Source organism: Bacillus sp. RSS_NA_20 (assembly GCF_020165915.1).
Taxonomy (GTDB): domain Bacteria; phylum Bacillota; class Bacilli; order Bacillales; family Bacillaceae; genus Bacillus; species Bacillus altitudinis.
Window position 1 is genome coordinate 2,451,555 of sequence record NZ_JAIUKW010000005.1, and the last position, 23,628, is coordinate 2,475,182.

The 23,628-nt window shown below is 37.5% G+C and carries 20 protein-coding genes, 1 pseudogene and 1 other annotated feature; of the genes and pseudogenes, 4 read left to right on the top strand and 17 right to left on the bottom strand.

Annotated elements, in window-relative coordinates; translation table 11 throughout:
* Positions 1-62: 62 nt before the first annotated feature.
* The 4 genes from LCD32_RS18220 to LCD32_RS18235 all read right to left on the bottom strand — a co-directional run bounded on the left by LCD32_RS18220 (position 63) and on the right by LCD32_RS18235 (position 8,349).
* On the bottom strand, positions 63-2,792 hold the full coding sequence (locus LCD32_RS18220; RefSeq protein WP_224564453.1) for a DEAD/DEAH box helicase family protein: 2,730 nt from the start codon (positions 2,790-2,792) through the stop codon (positions 63-65).
* 2 nt (positions 2,793-2,794) lie between these two features.
* A complete protein-coding gene (locus tag LCD32_RS18225; protein WP_224564456.1) occupies positions 2,795-4,777 on the bottom strand; it encodes a DNA methyltransferase in 1,983 nt (660 codons plus the stop codon).
* An 18-nt stretch (positions 4,778-4,795) separates the two neighbouring features.
* The gene (locus LCD32_RS18230; protein ID WP_224564471.1) at positions 4,796-7,666 is read right to left on the bottom strand and encodes an ATP-dependent helicase; all 2,871 of its coding nucleotides are present in this window, start codon (positions 7,664-7,666) and stop codon (positions 4,796-4,798) included.
* Between the two features lie 446 nt (positions 7,667-8,112).
* The gene (locus LCD32_RS18235) at positions 8,113-8,349 is read right to left on the bottom strand and encodes a hypothetical protein (protein ID WP_224564473.1); all 237 of its coding nucleotides are present in this window, start codon (positions 8,347-8,349) and stop codon (positions 8,113-8,115) included.
* Between the two features lie 483 nt (positions 8,350-8,832).
* On the opposite strand from LCD32_RS18235, the gene LCD32_RS18240 reads away from it, so the two are divergent.
* Positions 8,833-9,180, top strand: a complete 348-nt coding sequence (locus LCD32_RS18240) for a hypothetical protein (protein ID WP_224564475.1) — start codon at positions 8,833-8,835, stop codon at positions 9,178-9,180.
* 99 nt (positions 9,181-9,279) lie between these two features.
* Here the strand turns inward: LCD32_RS18240 and LCD32_RS18245 are convergent, their stop codons facing one another.
* The 7 genes from LCD32_RS18245 to LCD32_RS18275 all read right to left on the bottom strand — a co-directional run bounded on the left by LCD32_RS18245 (position 9,280) and on the right by LCD32_RS18275 (position 13,908).
* Positions 9,280-9,492, bottom strand: coding sequence for a hypothetical protein (locus tag LCD32_RS18245; RefSeq protein WP_224564477.1), 213 nt, complete (start codon positions 9,490-9,492; stop codon positions 9,280-9,282).
* 115 nt (positions 9,493-9,607) lie between these two features.
* Positions 9,608-9,916: a hypothetical protein gene (locus LCD32_RS18250; RefSeq protein ID WP_224564479.1), complete on the bottom strand. Its 309-nt coding sequence runs from the start codon at positions 9,914-9,916 to the stop codon at positions 9,608-9,610.
* On the bottom strand, positions 9,916-10,986 hold the full coding sequence (locus LCD32_RS18255; protein WP_224564481.1) for a hypothetical protein: 1,071 nt from the start codon (positions 10,984-10,986) through the stop codon (positions 9,916-9,918). The genes LCD32_RS18250 and LCD32_RS18255 overlap by 1 nt, the downstream gene beginning before the upstream one ends.
* A 178-nt stretch (positions 10,987-11,164) precedes the next feature.
* Complete coding sequence (locus LCD32_RS18260; protein WP_172859132.1) at positions 11,165-11,515, bottom strand: helix-turn-helix domain-containing protein; 351 nt, start codon at positions 11,513-11,515, stop codon at positions 11,165-11,167.
* Positions 11,516-11,876: 361 nt separating this feature from the next.
* Positions 11,877-12,248: a helix-turn-helix domain-containing protein gene (locus LCD32_RS18265; RefSeq protein WP_224564484.1), complete on the bottom strand. Its 372-nt coding sequence runs from the start codon at positions 12,246-12,248 to the stop codon at positions 11,877-11,879.
* 259 nt (positions 12,249-12,507) lie between these two features.
* Entirely contained in the window at positions 12,508-13,281 is a 774-nt protein-coding gene (locus tag LCD32_RS18270; protein ID WP_224564489.1) for a DUF1385 domain-containing protein, read from the bottom strand.
* Between the two features lie 48 nt (positions 13,282-13,329).
* Positions 13,330-13,908, bottom strand: coding sequence for a helix-turn-helix transcriptional regulator (locus LCD32_RS18275; RefSeq protein WP_172859135.1), 579 nt, complete (start codon positions 13,906-13,908; stop codon positions 13,330-13,332).
* Between the two features lie 1,056 nt (positions 13,909-14,964).
* Between LCD32_RS18275 and LCD32_RS18280 the strand changes: the two are divergent.
* A pseudogene (locus LCD32_RS18280) lies at positions 14,965-16,017 on the top strand (recombinase family protein); the annotation flags it as partial.
* Between the two features lie 582 nt (positions 16,018-16,599).
* On the opposite strand, the gene rlmH reads toward LCD32_RS18280, so the two are convergent.
* The 6 genes from rlmH to LCD32_RS18310 all read right to left on the bottom strand — a co-directional run bounded on the left by rlmH (position 16,600) and on the right by LCD32_RS18310 (position 21,480).
* A complete protein-coding gene (gene rlmH, locus LCD32_RS18285; protein ID WP_017359968.1) occupies positions 16,600-17,079 on the bottom strand; it encodes a 23S rRNA (pseudouridine(1915)-N(3))-methyltransferase RlmH in 480 nt (159 codons plus the stop codon).
* A gap of 80 nt (positions 17,080-17,159) precedes the next feature.
* On the bottom strand, positions 17,160-17,330 hold the full coding sequence (locus tag LCD32_RS18290; RefSeq protein WP_008360116.1) for a CxxH/CxxC protein: 171 nt from the start codon (positions 17,328-17,330) through the stop codon (positions 17,160-17,162).
* Positions 17,331-17,494: 164 nt separating this feature from the next.
* Complete coding sequence (locus LCD32_RS18295) at positions 17,495-18,322, bottom strand: energy-coupling factor transporter transmembrane component T family protein (protein WP_224564492.1); 828 nt, start codon at positions 18,320-18,322, stop codon at positions 17,495-17,497.
* Positions 18,313-20,028 carry an ABC transporter ATP-binding protein gene (locus LCD32_RS18300; protein WP_224564495.1) on the bottom strand — a complete coding sequence of 572 codons (1,716 nt, stop codon included), beginning with the start codon at positions 20,026-20,028 and terminating at the stop codon, positions 18,313-18,315. The genes LCD32_RS18295 and LCD32_RS18300 overlap by 10 nt, the downstream gene beginning before the upstream one ends.
* Positions 20,029-20,047: 19 nt before the next feature.
* Positions 20,048-20,605 carry an ECF-type riboflavin transporter substrate-binding protein gene (locus LCD32_RS18305; protein ID WP_024718471.1) on the bottom strand — a complete coding sequence of 186 codons (558 nt, stop codon included), beginning with the start codon at positions 20,603-20,605 and terminating at the stop codon, positions 20,048-20,050.
* A 14-nt stretch (positions 20,606-20,619) separates the two neighbouring features.
* Positions 20,620-21,480, bottom strand: a complete 861-nt coding sequence (locus LCD32_RS18310) for an S-adenosyl-l-methionine hydroxide adenosyltransferase family protein (RefSeq protein WP_017368438.1) — start codon at positions 21,478-21,480, stop codon at positions 20,620-20,622.
* A gap of 111 nt (positions 21,481-21,591) precedes the next feature.
* Positions 21,592-21,862, bottom strand: a binding site (T-box leader).
* 192 nt (positions 21,863-22,054) lie between these two features.
* Between LCD32_RS18310 and LCD32_RS18315 the strand changes: the two genes are divergently transcribed.
* Positions 22,055-22,744: an ABC transporter permease gene (locus tag LCD32_RS18315; protein ID WP_008347476.1), complete on the top strand. Its 690-nt coding sequence runs from the start codon at positions 22,055-22,057 to the stop codon at positions 22,742-22,744.
* Positions 22,745-23,626 carry an ABC transporter ATP-binding protein gene (locus LCD32_RS18320; protein WP_035390097.1) on the top strand — a complete coding sequence of 294 codons (882 nt, stop codon included), beginning with the start codon at positions 22,745-22,747 and terminating at the stop codon, positions 23,624-23,626. It begins immediately after the preceding gene.
* Positions 23,627-23,628: the final 2 nt, after the last annotated feature.

The following is a 23,628-nucleotide window of genomic DNA, read 5'->3' on the forward strand; positions in this document are numbered from 1 at the left end:
GGTCAACGAAATTCTATTAATTATTTTTGTTCCGGATCATCTTCGGCAACCAGCGTAAGATACTAGTGGTCATCAAAGAGGCTATCTTGAACAGAATGACTAGCTTTAATTTTTACTTCGTCCGAGATATTAAGTGACGTCCTTAATTCATCAAGAAAAGCTTCTTTTGTGCGCTCATGATTGTAAAATGGAAGGCCAACGATACGATAATGATCATCATCAACTAAAAGGCCATCTTCATCTTTTTCCTTGATTTGCTTCAGAAAAGCTTGTTTCCAACCCTCTTTACCATCGTCGAATTGACCATTTGAATCTAGAAATTGACTTCCTTTCGGCTCAATAAAGAATTGCCAAGAAACATTACCAGTTTCCGCATCATTTGCAAACATGACAAAGTCTGGCTCGAAAGCAGTACCTTTATCAAAACTATAAATTCTTACTGCTTTCTCATTACGAAGCAAATAGATATCAGTTAGTTTTGTTTCAAGCTCAGCCATGTGTTGTTTGATGGTTCTAACTACTAATTTTTCCTCGCTTGTACCAAAGTTATCTGTATAAGCATACCAGTCAAGTTTATCGATATCCTCGAAGATTCTGGTTTCAGTTAAGTCTTTTTGAGAAATACCATTCTCCTTGTTGCTATTCGAATCAATAACATACTTGCGTTGAATTCTCTTCTCGAAAACATCTTTAATCTTGACTGCTTCGAATTCCAACGATCCTTCGTACTGTTTCTCAACATTAATGTAATCATCTGCAATAGCCTGCAGAATTGCATTTGAAATAAACAGCTTGTGATCTTGAGAAAGAGTTTTTACATCCTCTTCATCACCAAAAACAATAACAGACACTTTGTTTTGAATTTCTTTCAAGAAGCCTTCCAAAGTTGGTAGTCCGACATAAGATTTATGCAGTTTCTCAAAATTAAAATCTTTATTTTTTAGGTTTACTGCTGCTCTCAAAACATTGAGGGTGATTTCTTTTCCAACTTTAAACTTTCGATTATCTTGTTTTTTCTTAACTTGAAAAACCTCTCTGTCATCTCCTTCAAAGGCTGCAAAGTCGCCCATACCAGAAGCTGGAAGATGAACTTCCAGTTCCTCTGGAAGAATGATTTCCCAATCATCCCCAAATAAGGACCCTTGCACTGATGTAACGGATGGCTTCTCAACTCGACTGTTGACCCATACGACACCGTTCTTATAAGTGCCTGTTTTCCGAAAGGATCGTTTCAATTTGATTTGCCTTTCAACCATAGATTGGTCATCATAGATTCCGGATTCACGAAGAACTTGCTTCAGCTCAGAAATATACCTCGGGTTGTCTTTCGAATGGTAGTGAAGTTGTTCAATAACGCGTAGTTCGGCCGCTTCATTATGGTCAAATTTCCTCTTGTATTTCATAGCTAAATCATTATTGATGACAAATGGATAGTAACGAGCTCCACGACCAATAAGTTGCTTCTCTGCATTAGTTGTCGCCCCGGGCTTAAATCCAGCTTTCGTCGTCTTCCCATCACGAGTATCGTAGAGGCGAACGATATCAAATAGATTTAGTACATCCCATCCTTCGTTCAGCATATCAACAGCAAAGATAGCCCGAATCTCATTTTTGGGATCTTCCAGAGTATTTAATTCAACCAACTTATCACTCGTCTTATTATCACTATCGATAAGCATTAATCGTTCTTCGCGGAAGTCTTCTTTTAATTCGGCAATTAGATTCTCATGAGTAATGCCATTTTCATCAAAAAAGTCAAACGCCTGTGTCAAAATACCATCAAGGCCAGTTGAAGATTGTTTTTGTTGTTCAATTTGATAAGCCGTTAGACCATCCAAAATTTCAAGAAAATCAGATAGATTCCCTGCACTCTCTGTCTTCTTTTGTGACTTAAATAGAATTAGTGGCTTTAAGTTAATCCCATTTTTTAATGCGACTTTCTTTCTGAATTGACTGATGATTATTGCTTGAAGCATACGCACATCAACTTCATTATTTACCAGGTGGAACAAAACATCTTTACTATAACCATCCAATCGAAAATCTTTAAGATCATATTTATACAGTAAGTGTTTTCTGTACTTCGCTGCAATGTCAGCATCTGACAAATCTATCGTTGCAGTGAACTCGAAAAGAGAAGATTTTTTTGCATTTCTTTGAATATTATCAACTGTCGCAGTCCAACTGGCATTATCCTTTTTCTCATCCGCATTGAGTCCGGCATTCAAGTGATGTGCTTCGTCGGCGAGCATTACAACGGAAATGTCCTCGAATTGTTCATAAGAGAGTCGATTTTCACGAGGAGTATTCAAGTCGATATGCAGTTGCTGGATAGTTGTAAATAAGAGGTTAATTGCATCCTCGTTCGAATCTGAAAAATCTGTAACTTCCCGGATTTCTACCAACTCATCAGCAATCATTATGGAATCAGCAAACAAATATTTTCCTGAAGTTGAATCGAGAAAGTTAGCCCGCGTTTTTTCAATAATGTTAGAGTTATTTACAAAGAACAGAAAGTTCCTTTCACCCTGCTTGTACTTCTCCAAAATAATTGCAGCCATCATCATCGTTTTACCTGATCCAGTTGCCATATTAAAGAGCAATTGTTCGGGATAGGTTCGATTTTGTTCATCCCTATGCGCATAGTTCAGATAGCGACCAATACCTTCTAATTGATACTCGCGCAACTCATGCCGGAGATTTTCAGTGATATAGTTAGGAACTTGAGCCTTAAAGTAATTAGCAAAAATTCCTAGTCCCCCATCATATTTTTCGTATAAGAATTGTGCCATATCTACTCACCCTCCCCATAGAATTGACGGTTTAACACTTTGTCTTCAGCACTAATCCCGTACGACTGATCCTCAATATCAGAATAATTCACATACAAGTTGTTATTATCAATGATTTCGCGCAGTAATTGCTTTTGTTCTGCAAATGAAAGTTTTTCAAATTCTGAAGACTTCATTTTCTTAGGATCAACTCGATATGAAATAAAGGATGATTTCTTCGCTAATTCGAATAGCTCAAGTAGCTCTCCATCATCACTTGCTTCCTCAATTCTATTCACAAATTCTTTTGCATCATTCTTAATTTCACAGTACACAAATGAACCACCTCCAGTCCATCCTTGTATTTTAGAAATTCCACTTTGGTCTCCGTTTATAACTGATTCCAGTCGAGGGATGGCAAGTTCATCAATATAGTCTAATTGCTCAATACCAATGTATCTTCGACCAAGTTTATGGGCAACCGCACACGTTGTACCACTTCCTAAAAAGAAATCCATGACTATATCGTTCTCAGAGTCAGTACCCATCTCAATAATCCGCTTGAGAAGTTTCTCAGGTTTTTTTCCACCTTTTAGAACTACTCCTCCTTCAGATGCAATCCCTTCATATGGTGTGTCAGTCCACATGTTTGTTGCTTGGACACTAGGTACCATTTCACCATTTATATTTCTAATTTTTTTCTGATAAAACGCCATTTCTTGGCCTTTATTTACATACACATCATATTGGCCTTCTCTTCTCACTAAAAAGATTTCATGGGGGCTTAATTTAGATTCATCTCTTACTTTTTTGATTTGTGCTCCTGCTTTATTACTAATTGCGACTGGTCGAAATACTTTATCTGGATTCTTTAGAGCATATTCCGCCATCAACCCCAAAATTAACTTGCCATCGTATTTTTTCTTGAAATCTTCTAACGTCAAACCTAAGTCATTAGCTATTACTTCTTTAATATCAACGATGTTCCAATTCTTAAAATCCTCGTCAATATTCGTTACAACCCATTTGTAGTTTGCATCGTAGTCGGCTTCAACATATTGGCGATTATACGTCCACTTGGATTTATTTTTTGCAAAGCCAATAATATATTCTGCAGTTTCAAAAACTCCAGGATTCACACTCTGAAAACCTGAAGGTGATTTTGTTTTTACTGTAATCTTATTAATAAAGTTGTTAGTTGTTGGAGTGTTAAAAATCTCCTTCATCAACAAGTGTAGTTCGGCAACACCATCATCACTGATTTGAGCAAAAATTGCACCATCCTCTGCTAATAACTCTTTTGCGAGTTCTAAACGATTTTTCATAAAAACCAGCCAAGTTGATAATTTGAAATTTGAATTGTATCGAAAAGTATCCTCAGACTTATTGGCGTTGAAATAATACGGTGGATCGATATAAATCAATTTAATTTTTCCCGCGAATTTTTCTTTTAGACTGGACAGAGCTAAAAGGTTGTTGCCTTTTATTATTAGGTTTTCATCACCTGAAATGTTTTCTAACTTTGAAACACCTGTCGAATCATGAAGAACAAAATTTGAAAAAGCTTTTGGTTCCATCAACCTTGTCACCTCTGTTGGTGACAAAACTTCATTGAAAAATAATTCATCTCGCTTCGCATCTTCCTTGTGTTGCCCACCTTCAAGTATACAATCCTTGTATGGCCAGTTAAGGACGATTTCTTTATTTTGTGAAAGTAAATCTACCTCCCCCTTATTTGCTAGTCCAATTTTTTGTTTATAAATTGTATAACTATCAGGCAAAAATGCCTTGTTATTCAAGAACTGAAGAAAAACGTCAAGCTTAAAAATAAGTCCCCCATCAGTTGAAGAGAAAAAGTGAGCTTTAATCTTTTCGTTTGATTGAAGGATATTCAAAAGCCCAGCATCGTAATTTCGTGCAAGCTGACCCACCAAGTTTTTGTTAAGTGTTCCCTCTACTACGTATTCTTCTTTTGAAAGCAGTAATTCTTGTAATTCTTTATTCACGCGCTAATTCCCCCTAGATTATTTTGGTTTGATTCTGTTGCAATAAAATCGCATATCACACTCGCGACAAACAGAGTAATTTGTGGTTCGTTGATTAAATTCTTTCTTTTCAATCTTATGAACTACATCCGTGAATTCTTCAATTATCCTATCAATTTGTTGGCTGTCTTTTTCAAATTCAATAATCGGATTTTCTTGGTCACTTGGATAGTAGAGCTTTAATTTTGAAACAGTGACATTTTCCTTATCCTCAACTAGTCTTGCATAAACCTGAAGTTGTTTCTCATAATTAATGAGCGATTCATCACCAGGTTTCGGCTTATCCCCTGTTTTAAAGTCCACAATTTCTACAGTATCGCCTTTTCCTTTAATCATATCAACTTGACCATTCAAGATAAAGTCTTCCATAGGATAGCTAAGCTGAACTTCAGCTTTCCTGATGTTTTTCCAAAGGTCCTCAGAATTCTCAAAGTAGTTTTTGACATGCTTAAGTGCGACATTTCTTGATTTTGGTGCCAGATAACTATGTTCGCTGAGAACAAGCCCCTGGTAATTGTTATCAAACCACGTTTCAATATTATCTGGAATAGATGATACTTCATCTCGAAGAATTGCATCATGAATATCTTCAATTGTTTGATGAACTAGGGAGCCAAAAAGTGTAGAACCAACACGGATTTCAGAGAAGCCTAGCTCACGGAACATCTTATACTCAACTGAGCATCTTTCATACTTAGAAATATCAGATGTGAAAGCATATGATTGCTTCAAATCTGATGCCTTAACTGGTTTAAAATCAAACTCTTCAAATGAATAGTGATGGTCATAATAGTCTTCTAGGTCATTGAAAGCTTCCTTAAACATTTTCCCCGGCATAGGCCAAGCACCACGTGTGCGAATTGGTGTAGTGAGAATAAGTAATTCCTCAGCCCGTGAGTACGCAACATAATAACGCCTCCAGAAGTCAAAAAACTTAATCCTATCAGTTGGTTCAAATGGTTCCCGGTGCGAATAAGCATCATATACCTGTTCAAGTACTCCTTGATTATTATCAGCGGGCCTGTCGTATAAGGAATCAGTAATAACGATTGGGAACTCCATGCCCTTCGATTGATGAACCGTCATAAATGAAACGCAACCACTCGGAGCATATTCGGATTCGTCTTGATATTCTTCGATGCCACCACCGCCATGATTGCTTCCAAAGAGGAATCTAAAATACGTTTCAAATAGCTTAGAAACAACTTGATCCTTCTTAACATCAGAGATGACGTCAACATTTTCATTTGCTTCATACTTGGCAAGTACTTTTGTTAAAATAGCGAGATTTCGGATTGCCCTTTGGTCAGCAACTCCGGATGATAAATCAGTATCGATAATCTTTCGGAAGTAGTCGAAGCTAAACATTTGATACAACAATTGTGTGAATGCGTAATCCGTATTTCCAACAAGGTTGTCCAGCTCATCTTCTCGATAGCTAACCCAATCTTCTAAATCTTCATCGTCATCCATTAGTTGCTCCGCAATATCCAAGCAGCGGTCATAATAATCAGTTAGCTTTTCAAGGTATTCCTCAGGTCTATCAACTAGCTCATCCGAATAGTCACCGAAAATTGCAAGTAATACACCAATAGCTGCCATTATCTCTTCACGTTCGAAGAACATTTTTGACCTTGGAGAATAAACTGGAATTCCTTTGCTTTCAAGGTAATTCGCTAGTTCCTGAGTTTCTTTCTTCGCCACAGAACGGAATAAGAAGGCAATCTGGTTGTAATTACTTATGTATCCGTCATCTGACAGCATCTTGATGAATCTAAAAATTCTTTCATGCCATTGTTCAGTCGACTCTCCGGCTATTTTCATTACCGGAGGTGTCAACTCTTTATGACTTTTCTCAGGACTAGGTAAGATTGTTTTATCAATTCGAAACTGATTCCACTGAAAGTGAGTTTCTGAGTACTCTTTCATCCACCTATTGTAGAACTCAATTATCTCAGGAGCCGAGCGGTAGTTAGTGGAAAGGTGGATAACGCTGCACTCACCTCTCTTAAATTTACTTTCAAACTCCAGTATATTTCGAATCGTAGCACCGCGGAATCGATACATTGACTGGTCATCGTCACCAACCACACATATATTATTAGTTTTCGATAGTAAGAAGATCACTTGTTCCTGAATCGAATTGGTATCTTGATACTCATCAATCATCATATACTGAAATAGTTCTTGATATTTTTCCAGAATTTCCGGATTTTCAATGAGTAGCTGATAGGCGGTCAACTGAATCGTCGCAAAATCCAGTCTATTTTTTGCTTGCAATAGTTCATCGTATTTTTGTTTGATTTCACCCAAGGCAACTATTTGTGGATTCGGATCCGTAAGTAATCGCTCCGCATTTATTTTTTCTTCCGTTAGCCCATTAACTAGATCTGCTATTTTACTGACATTTCTCCATACACCTGAGGTTTCACTAATCAAATCATTAAAGTGTGGCAAAGGTCTAAAATCATAATAATACCGCTGGTAGATGAAGTACTTCTGGTCAAAATCATCCATCAAAGTGAAGTTTTTCTTCAAAGTCGGGATAAATGCTAAGTTATCTTTTACAATTCTTAGACAGATTGAATGGAAGGTTCCAATATAAACGTCATTCAAATCAAAATCTGGAATTATAGAAGAAATACGCGTGATGATTTCCTTTGCTGCTTTTTCCGTAAAAGTCGCCATCAGGATATTCTCAGGTTTGATGCGATGATTATTCACCATATTTACATATCGATTAACTAGCGTGGCCGTCTTCCCTGTGCCGGGTCCAGCCGAAATTAATACTGGTCCATCTATCGTATCGATTGCCTTTTGTTGGTCCTTATTAGGAGTTACTTTTGCCATAACAACATCTCCCCCCATTTTTTCGATGACGTTGCTACTTACTTTCGCAGCGTCTTTTAGTTCAGTATTACTCATCTTTTATCGATAAACAGAGTCCATTGACCCACTTAATTTATCTGCCATTTTCTAAAGTTTCTCTTCAAAATCTAAGTTTGCTGTTACCATGTTGTTTCCTCCTGTATGCTATATCTTATATGTGTTTATTATATCAGTTAATTTGAACTAGGAATCCTCTAATTACAAATTACACCATTTTTAACAGCTACATTCATATCATTTTATTAATCAATAACTTCGCTCGATGTTTATATCCTTTTTTACTATGCTATGTTTTTTAGATAATCAGATTTCTTCGTTCCATATTTCATTTGGCTTTTTATCAATCTTTGTTATAAAGGTTCAATCATTTCATCATATAATGGCCCAAGGTCTTTCACCATTTGTTTTTACTCTTCGTTGATGTCTCCACCTGTTAAATCTGGCGGAATGAATCTACTCTCGTAGTAATATGGTAATACAGCTTTATCTTCACTAGCTTGAGCCAAATCGTATCTATGGATAATTTGTCCAAAGATTTCTTGTGTAATGGTACTTAATATTTGAACTGTTTGAACTGGCGTACCTGAAAAACCAATAAATAATACATTTGGTAGGACATGCGGCATTTGAACAGTAAATCCCACATCAAATCCACTTTGTATTCAGTGGGCTTCATCGGAGACTAGCTCCGAATTTTTCCCCATCCAACTAAAGTTAAAATTTCCTTTTTGTATTTTTAAAAATATAAAATTTTTCTCGACCTACCTAGTATTAATTATATTCATATCCAAGGTAATTTGAGCCCCGGGTATGTCAATCCAAAAGTAAAGATATTAGATGAAAGTCTACTATGTAGAACAAAGCCCTTCGGGTAAAGGAAAGCCTTCCTTCTGACACAAATACCCGCACTACCCCGCTCTATTTGATTTGAAATTGCTTTTTAAAACCTCAAAACCTTTCCCCTCATACTTTCTATTGTTATTGTGATGATCATAAATCACTTATTACATCTTCTTATCTTTGTTCTACATCATTTCGGAAGGAGGCTTACAGCAAATTTTTAATCATGTCATATACCTAGAACACATCATTATAACAATCAAAACAATTGGAAGGATGAATGATTCATGTATACTTGTCATTTCTGTCACACTAGCATTTCTAAAGCTTTTGTAGGTTCAAAAAATGAAGGAAAGGTCTACTCTTGTATTAAATGTTTCATACAATCACTAAAGCCGTTTAGGTTTGATGGAGAGCTTGTTTTCTATCCGATGTTTGGTATACGTAAAATTCAACCCGAGGATTCCATTGCCTTTTATGACAAAGGAGGAAACGAATTTGGTAGAGTCAATTTAAAATCCTATGATGAAGGGTTTTTAAGCTACTTGAAAGAGGAACTAGCTCAAGATACAGAGGTAACAACCGAAGATATTACATTAGTCATTGAACCTTATGATATTCGATTAAGAGAATAAAGACAAAACGGGCAATAAATGCCCGTTTTAAGTCTTCATATTTACTGGTACAATCTTTTATACGATTAAGGGAACATTATTCCCCAATTTGGCTTCTATTCAATGTGACTTCAATAATCCCTGAAGCTCTTCTTGATCATAAGTTTGTTTTTCCAATAAATAAGGGATCAAAATAGCAGCTTGGTATTTATTGATTTCCTCTATATTAATTCGTAGTACTTGCTTTTTCTTTTTCAACTTATTCTCAATTAGCTGTATCTGCTTCACAGATGGTTTCTCACTAATCCATTTTGTTTTATGGTTAAGTACCATGCTCTTTTGAGCCTCTTGTATTAATGATGTAGCTTTACGATTATTCGATTTAAAGTGAAATGGTATCTCTTCAAGTAATTGCTTATCAATTTGATAATCAAGTGTTCCAAATTGTTTATTGTTTATGACTGTATATAAAAGGCGTACGAAGATCGATATACATGGCGATATCTTTAACCAGTTTCTTCTTATCAACTTGTAAAAGAGAATCGTTCAGTTGTTTCGTAAGTACCAAATACTCGTAACAACTCTCGGCCGCTTTCTTGCGATCAAACCCTTTTAAATATGCTTCTGGTGGTATGCGTTGCATTAGAGTTGGTTCTATTATGTATGCCTTCAACCAACGGCTCACAATCCTTTTTGCATTCGCCTGATGCTTCTCAATTAAATATTCAAACATTGTATTAATCTTTTTTTCGCTCATTATTTGATTTCAGTCCTTCCACTAGTATCTAATGAATTTATTGGATTCGGGATATAGTCAATTCCCCAGTCCTTTGGAATCGTTACAGGATTGATTCCTATTTTTTTGCAAGCATTTTCATAGTTTCTAAAGGTATTTTGGTTACCTTTTATAGCTATCTTTGCATGGCCGAGTGTTGTCCCAGCAATGAACTGTTCCCTCGCTTTAGACACACCCTTAGCTTGAGCTACTAGCCGTAACCACTTTTTGATATTCTCTTTTTTTCTAGCGCTCATTTCACTCATCTCCACAATTTTTAATGCTTCATAAAGAGAATAATAGTCAGCACTTCCAATTACTTTTTCATAGTAGTAGAAGATCACCCCTTCTGCTACATCTTTACGTAAGTAGTTATATAGATTGCTTTTATGAGGTAACTCGAACTTCTTTCGTAGATGCTTCAACTTGTTGAAATTCAAACACTGTACTTCGATACGAAAAGTGTTATGCGCTTCTTCAATAAGATGTGCATCAAAGGATTTAGGATCTACCTTTTTTGAAATATGATCCAACTTGTCATAAAAGTTTAATATGACGCTCTTAGAAGCCCTGTAAGAGCTGCCAGGCTTGTTGATGGTATCATTATAGCGATATGGATCTTTTCCCTTCTTAGCTAAAGCAACACACTCTTGTACGTAATCAGTAGTTAGGTTTTTAGTAAAGTCTATACGCGAGACAAACCATCTGTCCGATTGAGGAAGTGTACTAGTTAAACTTTCAATCGCTTTATCTAGAACTGTTCTAAGCCTTTCTACCGATCCAAATGAACAGTCAAACACATCAATGGTTCTTCTGCCTATTATAAGACTTTGGGGCTCAACTCTAATGTAGATTCTGTAATACTTTTCACCAACAAAAGTAATGGAGGCTAAGATTATCCCAGGTATGCTTAACGGAAGTTTTATTGCAATCTTTTCCCTTTTTAACTCGTTTAGCAATTTTTGTGTCTCATTCGATTCATAGTGCTCTGTAAGAAGCTTAATTGCCTTCTTCTCACTTATTTTGCAGTTCAATTCAAATGTATGGATCACGTCGTATCACTCCTATTCATATAAAACCGGAAAAGGATATTATCGCTGTAATCCTTGATACAACAGCAATAATACCCTTTGTAATTGTTGTTAATTTGTGCATCATGCTGTGATTCTTTTTTTCTTTACCTTGCTTACTTTGCTTTATTCAGTGCTTTTTAAAAAATTTTTTCATTAGTTAAAAATTTATTGAATGTAACTCTTGTTCCAACTTCAATACGTTTTGTTCCCAGTCCTTTACGATCCCTGGATGTGCTTTAAGGAAATCGTAAATAAGCTGCAGTTTATCAGGTATGCATTCAACCTCTACTTTAATAAAACGAATAGGATTGTTGGAATCAAAAAAATAAGCATATGGTCGATCAAAGATCTCCATGAACATGACTAATTGCTCTGCTTTCACCTTGGTTTTTCCTGTTTCTAACCGCCAGTATGCTGAGAGATCCATGTGCATAGATTTAGCCATATCTTCAAGCGTTAGTTTCTTTTGTCCTCTTGCTTCTCTTAGCTTGTTGTGATTAAATTTCATAGCTTCAAATCCTTTCATTAGCTTCTAATAGTTTCATTACTCGAATTTTGAGCTATATAATACGATTTGTCGAAAAATGCTAGTTGAATCGTAAACAAATAGAATTACCCTTGTATAATGCTTATCTCAACATCCTTAGCAAAATCATATCCTAATATTTTTACTAGATATTGATATATCAACAGATTCAAATCCCTTTATTGCCAAGACTTTATCGTTTTAATTTCTCATCCTTTAAAAACGTTGATTTTATCATGTTCTCTTCGTTTTTATAAAATGATACAAATTCCTTCGGTTACACCTAGTTAGAATGTGAGTAGATCCAATATCTGTTTCAGTTTGTGAAAGACCTAATCTTTACTCACTTTAAATGATTAGTACCCTCATGAAGCTTAGAGAATCGGAGAGGATTAACAGCTTTACTTTTTTTCTTTGATTCAATGCTTTCTATAATTCTTTCGAACTCTCTTCGTATTTCTACTTTTTCTAATGTCATTTTATAAACATGACCTATTAACTTCGCTTCTTTAACCGGTTCCCCTTGCTCAAATCTAGTTATTCTTCCGTAGTTCACGCCTGTTGCTCGAGCAATAAATGATCTTGATAATCCTAACTTTTCTCGCCACTTCAAAAGCTGATCACCCTCATCGATCCACTTTTGTCTCGTTTTTTGAACCTGCTCCATTCTTTCTTTCAATTCCGTTTCAGCAAATTCTAGAGAAATATTCTTCATTTACTAAGTCTCCCTTCAGATTTTTACGAACAAAAAACGCCCAGTACGTCAAAATATATCGATAGCACAACAAAACAGTTGAACTACTTATAATTGACGCCTGAGCGTTTTATCTAAAGTGTTTTATAATATTTATTTTTCTATTCGTGTAAATTTATCCTACAAAAATTATCAAAAAAGGTCAATATTTTTTTATCATCACTAGCAGATAACATCAACTCATATTCTATGATAACCTTCATTTTAGTTTTTCTGAAAGCTAACCTTTTTTATAATCTCTTTCTGCTCTTATCACCGCTTCATATGATGCTATAGCAACCTCTAAATGTTCTGTTGACGGCTTAGAAGTAAACAAAAAATACTGAAAAAATCCCCCAACCCAATAAAAAAGTGCCATAATTCTTGATTGAATATGAAATACTTCATATCCTAAACAAATACTAAGTACAATTAATACAACAAAATGTGAAAAGAAAAAAGAGAATATGAAATAAGTTACAAATAAAAATACCACAAAGTTTGTTCCACAATAGTTATGAATTCTTGATTGTTTAACTACATCTGAAATAGCAAGGCTAGACAATGAATTAAACGATGCATCCGTCATATGCTCAGCTCCATGATACTTGCCAAGGTTACTGAGCTTGATAATAATTGCAAAAATAGCCAATATGGCAGCTATGAGCAACCAAAAGTGATTAATTATTAAATTAGCCATAATTAATAAAGTCGATAACATTGAACTATCTGAGGCACTTTCTGAAGCTTCCCCACTCGATAGTAGTAAAAATAAGAGTAGGAGATAAACTATTAAATAAAACTTCCACATAACAATAACAGGCTTTACAAAGAGGAATACTCCGCGAATTAATGGTATTCGCAAAATCAATTTTTCGAAATTAGGAGTGATTTTTCGCTTAGACAGTTCTATGTTAATTTTCCCATCTTTTTTTCTTATCGCTTTCGATTTAAAATTCTCAGAATAAAGAACAACACTATTAAACCCTGCTGCACCACCTTTAATAATTGACATGTAAGCCTCCAATACTAAATATTAACCGAACTATGTAAATCTGAGAGATTAGACGACTATAGGTTCTATCATTTCTGGAAAGTATTCAGTACATAAACACGCTTTAATAACTGCATGTCCACGTTTCTGTTGAAAAACCAGCATATCCTCAGTATTGTTAATCATCATAGGAGAGGTGTACCTTTCAGTACATATATTATAAACTTTATAAGCATCAACGCTAACGGGACCTCGCAATTCCTTTGGTGGAGTTTCATTAGTAAAACCCAACCATTGACTCTGGTACCTTAAGATAGCGCTGCCATCCTCTTGCTCCACGTAATAGATCCAATAATATTCTGCATCTCCTTCAACTTTTTCGTAAAACATATCCCTATTCTCCTCATCTGTATATGCAACATTATTTACTTCTACAGGAATATGCTCTTCTAAACCCAAAATATAATCAGTTGTTACATTAAAATATCTTGCTAGTTCAATTAGGTAATCCGTACTGGGTAACTGCTGATCTTTTTCATAACGTCGAAGAGTCTTGGTATGGAATCTTATATCACCAGCCACTTCACTTTGTGTTTTTCCAACTGATACTCTCAATTCTTTTAATCTTCTTCCTATAGTCACAACCATTGGGTTTCCTCCTAATTAGTTTATTTCAGCATATTATTCTAAGGCATAATTTTAAAGGGACAAATTTGTGCTTTTTTAGATACTTAAATACCATACACATAATATTCATATGAGAAAAATAGGCAGCTGTATAGCATACTCGTCGCATTGAAGTATATTTAAAAGTTTCCATTTAATATTATTTTCCTATATAAGCGTTCCATTAGTTTCTCTAATACTTTCGTTTCGTCACTCATTTAATACATTGATCAGATTGTTAATTCATCCTTTTTAAAATGAAAACACCTGGCTATCAAAAAATAGAAATACGTATATATTGTTCTATCCATCATGACACCTAGCCGCAAATTCCGTATCCCTTCTCTTCATAACCTAATTTAATGTGTCCTCTTAAAGTCCACTTAGCATCGTTCATCGAACTACGAGCAAAACATATTGACAATATACTTCTACATTTTGTAAACTAATGGTGATTTAATGTAAGTCGAGGTGTAAATCACTCTTTCTCCAATCTAGGCATGTAATCCTTAAAGGTCCTACTCCCTAGTTTTTGAAAGAACTAAAATATCCTCACCACTTTATAGATAAATTGCTTTTGCATTAATCCACAGATTTGTATAGGATCTAGTTTTTTAACACTTTGCAATGTTTGGATATCGTTAAACACCGACACTGTGTATTTAACGCCCATTGGCATTATGTAAAGTAAGAATGTACTGTATCTTCAATAAAATACACTTACCTGATAAAACGTAATCATACGTAAAAGACACTTTAGACAAAACTGTCATTTTATACGTGGAGACGTTTTATTTTTTTTCAAAGAGTATAGCACTCCAATTTGGTCCGGCTCCCTCTCTATAAATAAAATGTGTCCTCCGACAGAAAGGAATCTATCAAAAATTCTTTTCGGAGGTAATTAAATATGCGTGAGAATACTGAACACATTTCTACTGAAACTGATAACACAGAAAGCATTGAAATCATTTCCACAATAATTTACAAAGCAATTTTCAACAAAATAACTTCAGACCATCATGAGGAGAGTGTATAAAGATGATAAAAGAGATAAAAACAGTGGGCTTGTACATCAGGGTATCAACAAGCAAACAAGCAGAGCTAGGTTTTTCCTTGGAAGGCCAAAAGGAGGAAGGTATTCAAGCCGCCCACAGACTCTATGGAGACGATACCACTGTAAGGTTTTATGTAGATGAAGGGATAAGTGCAAAATCAACAAACAGTAGACATGAATTAAATCGTATGATGCAAGATGTCAAAAAGGGGTACTTGGATGCTATCATAACCTATAAAGTATCCCGATTGAGTAGAAACCTTTCTGATTCCCTATCACTTGTCGAAGAGATACACAATTCAGGTGTCAAATTTATATCCATAAAAGAAGGGCAATATGGTACGCCTCATGGCAATTTACAGTTCAATATTTTATCATCTGTTGCTCAATATCAGCGAGAGGAACTTGCTGAAAACGTTAAGATGGGAATGACCCAGAGGGCTAAAGAAGGAAAATTTAACGGTGGAAGAGTTCTTGGGTATCGTAGTAAAAATAAAGAGCTAATAATCATTCCTGAAGAAGCAGAGATTATAAAAATGATCTATAGCAAATATGTTAATGAAAACTGGGGCACGAAGAAAATTGCCAATCATCTCAATAAAATTGGTAAACGATCAAAAAACAACAAAGAATTTGCTCAATCAACCGTGAATTTAATACTGAAAAATCCTGTATACAAGGGATATATTCGTTTTAATCAAGTAGTAGATTGGGAGAAAAAGAGAAGAAAAGGTACAAACCCAGATCACATTATCGTCAAAGGGATTCACAAACCAATTATTGATGAAGAGACTTGGGATAAGGCTAACGCCATGATAAAGAAACGGTCAACAGGTACACCAAGACAGTACACTGGAAAATTCCCCTTAACCTCTATCGCAAAGTGTCCAGAATGTGGTGCTTATATGACAAGTATGTACGGTTCGAAGCGTAAAGATGGTACAAAAAGACGCTACTATGTTTGTGGTCGATATCATAACGGTGGAAAAGCTGTCTGTAATCCAAACACTGTAAATGCTGACAAACTAGAACAATCCGTTTATGGCAGGCTTACCAAAGCACTACAAACTGATTCGATAATCAGTGCAATAACACAAAACATAAATGAAAAAATTGCTAGAGATTTCACCAACAACGATAGTAGTAATGAAACAAAAATTATCGAAAAGCGTATATCAGAACTTGAGGCTCAAAAGAAAATGATCCAGGACGATGCAATGACTGGTTCTGGATTCTACACACACCAAGAAGCTAAAGAAAGAATTGCTGAAATCCGTGTAGAGATTAATGACTTAAAAGATTCCTTTGCTAAGCTACAAAGTAATAATGAAGTTAAGGATAATATGGTAAAAGAGGTAAGCAAAGATTTTATACGTACTCAACTCCAAGAATTCTTAGAACTAAAAGAGCGATTAGATATATTGGAATTCAGGCAGTTACTTGTAGCATCTATCAAAAAAATTGATGTAAGCAATAAAAAATTAAAAGATATTCAATTTTCTTTTATTGCTCATATACCTGAAAGTAGTAGGAGTCCAGATGACTCCTCACTACATAATATGGTTACGAAAAGCTCTCCCCTCATACTTAGGGGATTATATTTTAAAGAAAACCGCTACCTATTTGTGGTAAGGCTCCCCCCGCACAATCCGAAACGCCCGATAAATCTGCTCCACCAACACCAGCCTCATCAACTGATGCGGAAACGTCATCCTCGAAAACGACAGTTTCTCATTCGCGCGCTGCATGACGGCGTCGCTTAAGCCAAGGGATCCACCTATGACGAAACATACTTTGCTTTTTCCGTATGTTGCCAGCTTATCTATTGTATCGGCTAATTCTTCGGAAGTTTTCATTTTTCCTTCGATGGCGAGGGCGATGACGTGGGCGTCTGGGTTGATTTTGCTTAGGATGCGTTCGCCTTCTTTGTCTTTGATGATTTTCATGTCTTGCTCGCTGAGATTCTCGGGTGCTTTTTCGTCTGCGAGCTCAATGATCTCGATTTTTGCGTATGCTTGTAATCGTTTTGTGTATTCGGCTATGCCTTGCTTTAAATATTTCTCTTTTAATTTTCCTACTGTGATAATTGATATATTCACAGGTCATCCCCACCTTAAGAACAAGTTATTCATATAAGTTATCAACAATTGTGGATAAAATTTGTGTATTTTGTGTCCGATCATTCGTTCCCCACTATATATATTGCAGGTTCATCGCACAATTCACAGGTTGTGGATAAGCTGTGTGTATGTTCGATTTTTCTGAATTCTGGCGGTGTTTCGTGATCATCTATGTACATGTCTAGTACGGTTTCTATATGTTCTGCACAAGCATAAAGTGATTTGTTCATAAGTTTCTAATTCCTCCAATATGTTGTTTGGTTATTCACAAGTGTTTCGCTCATTGTTCAATATAACCGATTTATTCACATGTTAATAGTCTTTTACCATTTTCCACACCTTTTATCCACAAACCAAATAAAAAAGCCTCCACTCCTGTGAAGGCTTCCTTCTATCAAAACGGATTGTAAAATCTCGTTCCTCTAACAAATGTAATCACTAGCGACACAATCAGTACCACTCCAACAAAGATTAACGCCGCATAATCTGCTTTTTGAAAGTCTTTCGCCGTAAACCATGTGCGCTTTTTATGCTTTCCAAACCCGCGCAATTCCATCGCATTGCTGATCGTTTCAATCCGCTCTAGGCTGGAGAAAATCAGCGGCATCACAATCGAAAGCGCATTTTTAATCCGTTTTCCCAGTTTTTCATTCTTCGATAAATCAATGCCTCTTGCTTGCTGAGAAATGGCAATCGTTCGAAAATCACGCTGAATATCTGGGATGTAACGCAGAGCAATCGCTACCGCATACGATATCCGGTAGCTGACCCCAATTCGGCTGAGCGATGAGGCAAATTCACTTGGATTTGTTGTGACAATAAACAATAGCGCCGCTGGCATCACAGTCACGTATTTCAGTGTAATGTTCAATTGATAGAAAAGCTGTTCAAGTGTGACGTTGTACCAGCCTGCAATATGAAATAGCTCGTGCTTTGCTCCGTAGATGGCGACACCTTGCTGGGGAGCAAAGATGTAAATGGCGATGTTGTTGATCACAAGAAAAATCGCCAAGACAATCACTACGAAAGAGATATCACGAAATCGCACATTCGACAGTTGAAAGAACACGATACTGGCTACCAACATAAACACTAAAACGCCTGTATCATACGTGAGCATCGCTGCGGATGACCAGAGGATAAAGCAAATGAGTTTGGTGGCGCCTGTCAGCCGGTGAATTGGCGACGGGCGATCGATATAAGACAGCATGTCTACAGCCATGTCATTCGTTCCTTTCTGTCAACCTCAATGAAGCGATCCACGAGTTCATTTGGATGTGGCCAGTCTGCTTTTAGCGCCAGTTCATACAGCGACGTTTCCTTTAAGCTCGCCTTTTGGACTAGCAACTGATCTGTCAGTACTTTAGCTGGTGTATCGTCTGCGATTTTTTCTCCATCTGAAATGACAATGGTTCTTGTTGTGTATTCGAGCATGAGATGCATATCATGGGTGATCATCAAAATCGTGACGCCCTGCTGATTTAATTGCTCTAAAAATGTCATCATCTCTGTGTAATGTCTAAAATCCTGTCCGGCGGTTGGCTCGTCTAGGATGATGATTTCTGGCTCTAACACAAGAATGGATGCGATGGTGACGCGTTTTTTCTGTCCAAAACTGAGTGCTGAGATCGGCCAATTTCGAAATGGATACAGCCCGCATACTTTTAAAACCCGCTCTACACGATCCTTGATGTCGTCTTCCTTTACGCCTCTTAAAACGAGACCGAGGGCGACTTCATCAAAAATCATTTGTTTCGAAATCATTTGATTTGGGTTTTGCATGACGACGCCGATTCGTTCGGAGCGCTGCTTGATGGTGTCTCCTGTGATGTCATCGCCATTTAAAAGGATTGTCCCTTTTGTTGGCTTTTCAAATGCGCAGAGCACCTTGGATAGTGTCGTCTTGCCTGCGCCATTGGCACCGGCGATGCTGATCATTTCTCCTTTTTTGACGGTAAAAGAGATATTGTTCAGTGTGTTAGGTCTTGTCGGATAATCAAAGCTCAGCTCACGCACTTCTAGTAAATCCGGCGCTTCATTCTGCTCGACTGATGGCTCAGATGCTTCCATCCATTGTTCGATTTTCTCTTTTGCCTCGTCATTTAAGGTGAGATGCTGTAAATTAGCGATCTGATCTCCTGCTTCAACCGGAATACCTGCATATTTCATCGCTCTCACATATAAAGGCTCACGTAAATACGCCGCTTCTAATACATTTGAGGCGAGCAATTCATCTGGTGTCATATCCGCTGCAATCGTGCCGTCATTAACAACGATGATGCGGTCGACATGGCGGAAGAGGACGTCTTCCAATCGATGTTCCACCATCACGACCGTTTTTTTCGTTTCTTTTTGCAGACGGTCAATAAGGTCGATCACTTCTTTGCCTGTTGCGGGATCAAGGCTTGCCAGTGGCTCATCAAACAGCAAAATGTCGACATCGTTGACAAGTACGCCTGCGATGGCGACACGTTGTTTTTGACCGCCTGACAGCTCATGCACGGATGATGCCAGTTTGCCGTCTACCTCTGTTAATTTTGCCGCTTTCTCGACACGTGTTTTCATTTCTTCGCGTGTGACTTGATCATTTTCTAGTGTGAACGCGATATCTTCTCCTACGGTCAGCCCGATAAATTGTCCATCAGGATCTTGCAGCACCGTTCCGACGAGCTGTGAAAGAGAGAAAATGTTCTCTTTCTCTGCATTTTTCCCGCCGATGTGAAGACTTCCTTCCATAGAACCTTTATAAGACGCAGGAACTAGCCCATTGATACAATGGGCTAGTGTGCTTTTTCCCGATCCAGACGGGCCTGCGATGAGGACTTTTTCTCCTTCATAGATGGTCAGGTTGATATCTTTCAATGTTGGTTCTGCCTGACTGCGATACTTGAATCCGAAATGTTCGAATTGAATCATCGGTTTCTTCATTTATGTGTTCCACCTTGCTTCATGATGTTTCTTTCGATAGACTGCCGCTTTTGCTTCTTGTTTTCGCATAAGCCGCAATGATGATGGTGCCTAGTACACCGACTGTGATGATGTTTGAGATTCCTGCTACGATGCCTTGAACAAACACTTTATTTGCAGGTTCTGCATAGATCACAATGTCGAGTACCGGCGCAATGACAAACCAGCCTAATGCTTGTGCGCCGGCTTGGACGGCGTTGAAGAGCGTGATTTTTTTCCAGCCAAAGTCGCCCTCTTCTACTTTTAAACGGTTCGAAATGAGGCCGATCAATAAACCAACAACACCCGAAACGATAATCCAGCTCCACCAAGGTCCAAATGTGGTGGCATCTTTAATGAGATGACCAATAAATCCAATCAATGCGCCTGCAATAGGACCAAATAGCACGGCCATTAATGCAAGGAACGCGTACGATGTTTCAATTTGTGTATTCGGAATCCCAGTTGGAATGGAGACGAAGCGTCCTAAAATGACAAAGACGGCTGCGCCAATCCCGATGGCAACGACAGTTTTCGTTGAAAGTTGTTTACCTGCCATGATGTTTCCTCCTCTTATTCGTATATAATGCGCGGAGCTTTGCGAATCGAAAGGCGCCAGCCTGTGCCTGTACCGATGTTATAAGCCTTTGCAAATGACCCTTGATTGATCGCCACGCCTAAATGATCGAGTGAATTGACATATACGAGTGGTTCGCCTACCTTTAAATCGGCAAAAGATCGTCCATAGGTCATGATATTTTTATACACATTTTTTGGCCCGTTGGCAATGGTAACTTCTATTGCATCCCCATAATTGATTGAAAGCTGTTCAAATAACGTATGATGAATGTTTGTCCATAGGTTTCCGAACCGCACATCTAAAATATCAATCGTCCCTGTGATCACTTCTTCTTCCGCATAAGCTTGTACGACTGGAAGATGAATAATGTCCTCTATATTCGCCTTTGGCCCGACCTCTTCAAAAGAAATCACACCTGAAGCAATTCTCGCGCCTGTATAGGCGTAAATGTCTCTACCATGGAATGTATGTGATTTTCCTGACTTCGGCAGACGGTTGATGGTTTCATCTAAATACCTAGCCTCCACGATGCCAATATCCTGTGCGACATGCGTAAGTGTCCCATTATCAGGTGTGATGATGTAGTGTGAGCTTGTTGTTTTGACGACAAGGCTCTTTCGCTCTGATCCAACGCCTGGATCAACAACGGAGACAAACACCGTTTCTTCCGGCCAATATGTGACCGTCTGAAGCAAGCGATACGACGCTTCCCAAATGTCATATTGGGGAATGTTGTGAGTTAAATCAAAAATGCGGATGCCGCTTCTCACTGTATTGGCTACGCCGTACATTGCGCTGACCGCTCCATCATCAATACCGAAATCTGATTGTAAAACCAATGCATGTTCACTCATGTTAATCTCCCTTTCATTTGAAAAAATGGTAGTGGTGTTTCACGTGGAACATTTGAACATTTGTATGAAAAAAAGTGGACAATAAAAAATACCCCATCCTTATCTATGAATCATAAGGACGAGGTATTTGTCTCGTGGTACCACCTTTATTTACTGTTTGCTCGCGCTAAACAGCCTCTACAAGTACAAAGCTCCAATTTGGCTCATATACTGTGGTTTTGATAACGAGTACCAACTCTCGTCGTCACCTACTAATATCATGGATATGTTCAGCACGAGGCTCAGAGACCATTTTTCGAATCATTATTTTTGCTTCTTTTCAGCTGCCGAAGCTCTCTGTGGAAAAATTGATGATTGTACTTTCTCTCGTCATTGCCTGTTTAACTATCTTGAATTAAAGCTATCATACATGATGTTTTTTGATAAATCAAGATATTTTTCTGAACATTTTTAAAAATGAGTTAACTGTTCTGGAAGAGTCTTCTTTTTTATAAAATTTAAGCAAATGTTAAAGAGCGAGATATGGTGTCTTTCTTTTCTAGCGGTATAATAAAGATGAAGGGAGGTACAGTGTGTGTGGACCATCTGTATGAATGAATTTAAGCAGCTCTTCAAAAGCACAAAATCCATCTTAACTATTGTTATTATTTTCATTTTATCTACTTTTGTATCAAGTCTTCCATTTATAGCTGCTTATCAAGGGAAGTGGGAACAAGCAAAGGACCCTTATTCCATTGGGAATGAACTAGTGATTTCGTTATTTGGTTTCTTCCTTATTTTTTTATTATCTCATGATATTTTGAGCCGCGAAATTCATTTGAAAACCATTCGTTTTCTCGTCAGCAAAACGACCCGTTTAAACATTGTCATCGGGAAATATCTTGGGCTGATGCTGTTTTGGCTCAGTTGCATTATGACCACATATATATTAAATATGGTGATTTCACATCGTTTTCTGTTCTCTGATGCCTTAAAAATATTAACGTTTATCAGTGTCGGCATCTCCTGTGCTTTGTTTTTGTCCATGCTCTTTCCAACACCACAGAAATCGATGTTTGTTGGCATGTTGTTTTCCTTTCTATTTCCAATCATGAGCATGATGTCTGTTCTTTCTTCAGAACGGTTGATTCACTGGTTCCAATACGTGACGCCTTATTATTATGCGCGCTGGAGTGAACCGCTGACCTATGTGCTGATGAATGCCGCATTGACTGTTGTCTTACTCGTTGGAACGGCACTACTGTTTCAGAGGAGGGATGTCTAAGTGCTTCACACAAAAGGGCTGACAAAAAAATATCGGACAAAAGTCGCAATAAATCATATTGATCTTGATATCCATCAAGGGGATATCTTCGGCCTCATTGGACCGAAGGGTGCTGGTAAGACAACCTTTTTTAATATCATTACAGGGATCTCCCGCCCCACCTCTGGCACGTTTATCATGATGAACATGACGTCGTTAAAAAAAGTACGTCATCATATCGGTGTTCTGCCTGAATATACAGATTTATATGAAGGGCTGACTGCTATTGAGCATATTGCCTATTTATCGAAAATTACGGGTACTCGCCAAAAAACGAGCTATTATGAAGAATTACTCGAATTTGTTGGCTTACATCGTTATCATCAAGAGAAAGTCGGTGCCTTTACACCTGGGATGAAGAAGCGGCTCGGAATGGCTCAGGCCATCGCTCATCAGCCTGACTTTATTTTACTTGATGAGCCTTTTGCGGATATTGATGCAGATTCTATCTTACATATCCAGCGGGTGATTGAATCGTTAAAATTTGAAGGAAAAACTGTCTTTTTAACAGCAGACGAGCCAAGGTTCACCCAGCCTATTTGTACCAAAACAGCTTTCATATCTGAAGGAAAAATCGTGTCCTCAAGTACTCATCCTCAAGAGAAAACCATCACGTCCTCAACCATTCGTGCCACCTTCAAGCATGCATGGATTGATGATGAGGTGAAGCCTGTTCTCACGCAGTACTTACAAAGTGTGGGAACAGACCTTGTGATCAGAGATGACGAGACCTCATTGTTGATTCGTTCAGAAGCTCAAGTCCCAGCCATCATCCGTGCGTTTGTGAAATGCAAAGTCGACCTATACCGAGTCACGGCGCAAGATGCCATGATGTCCACATAAAA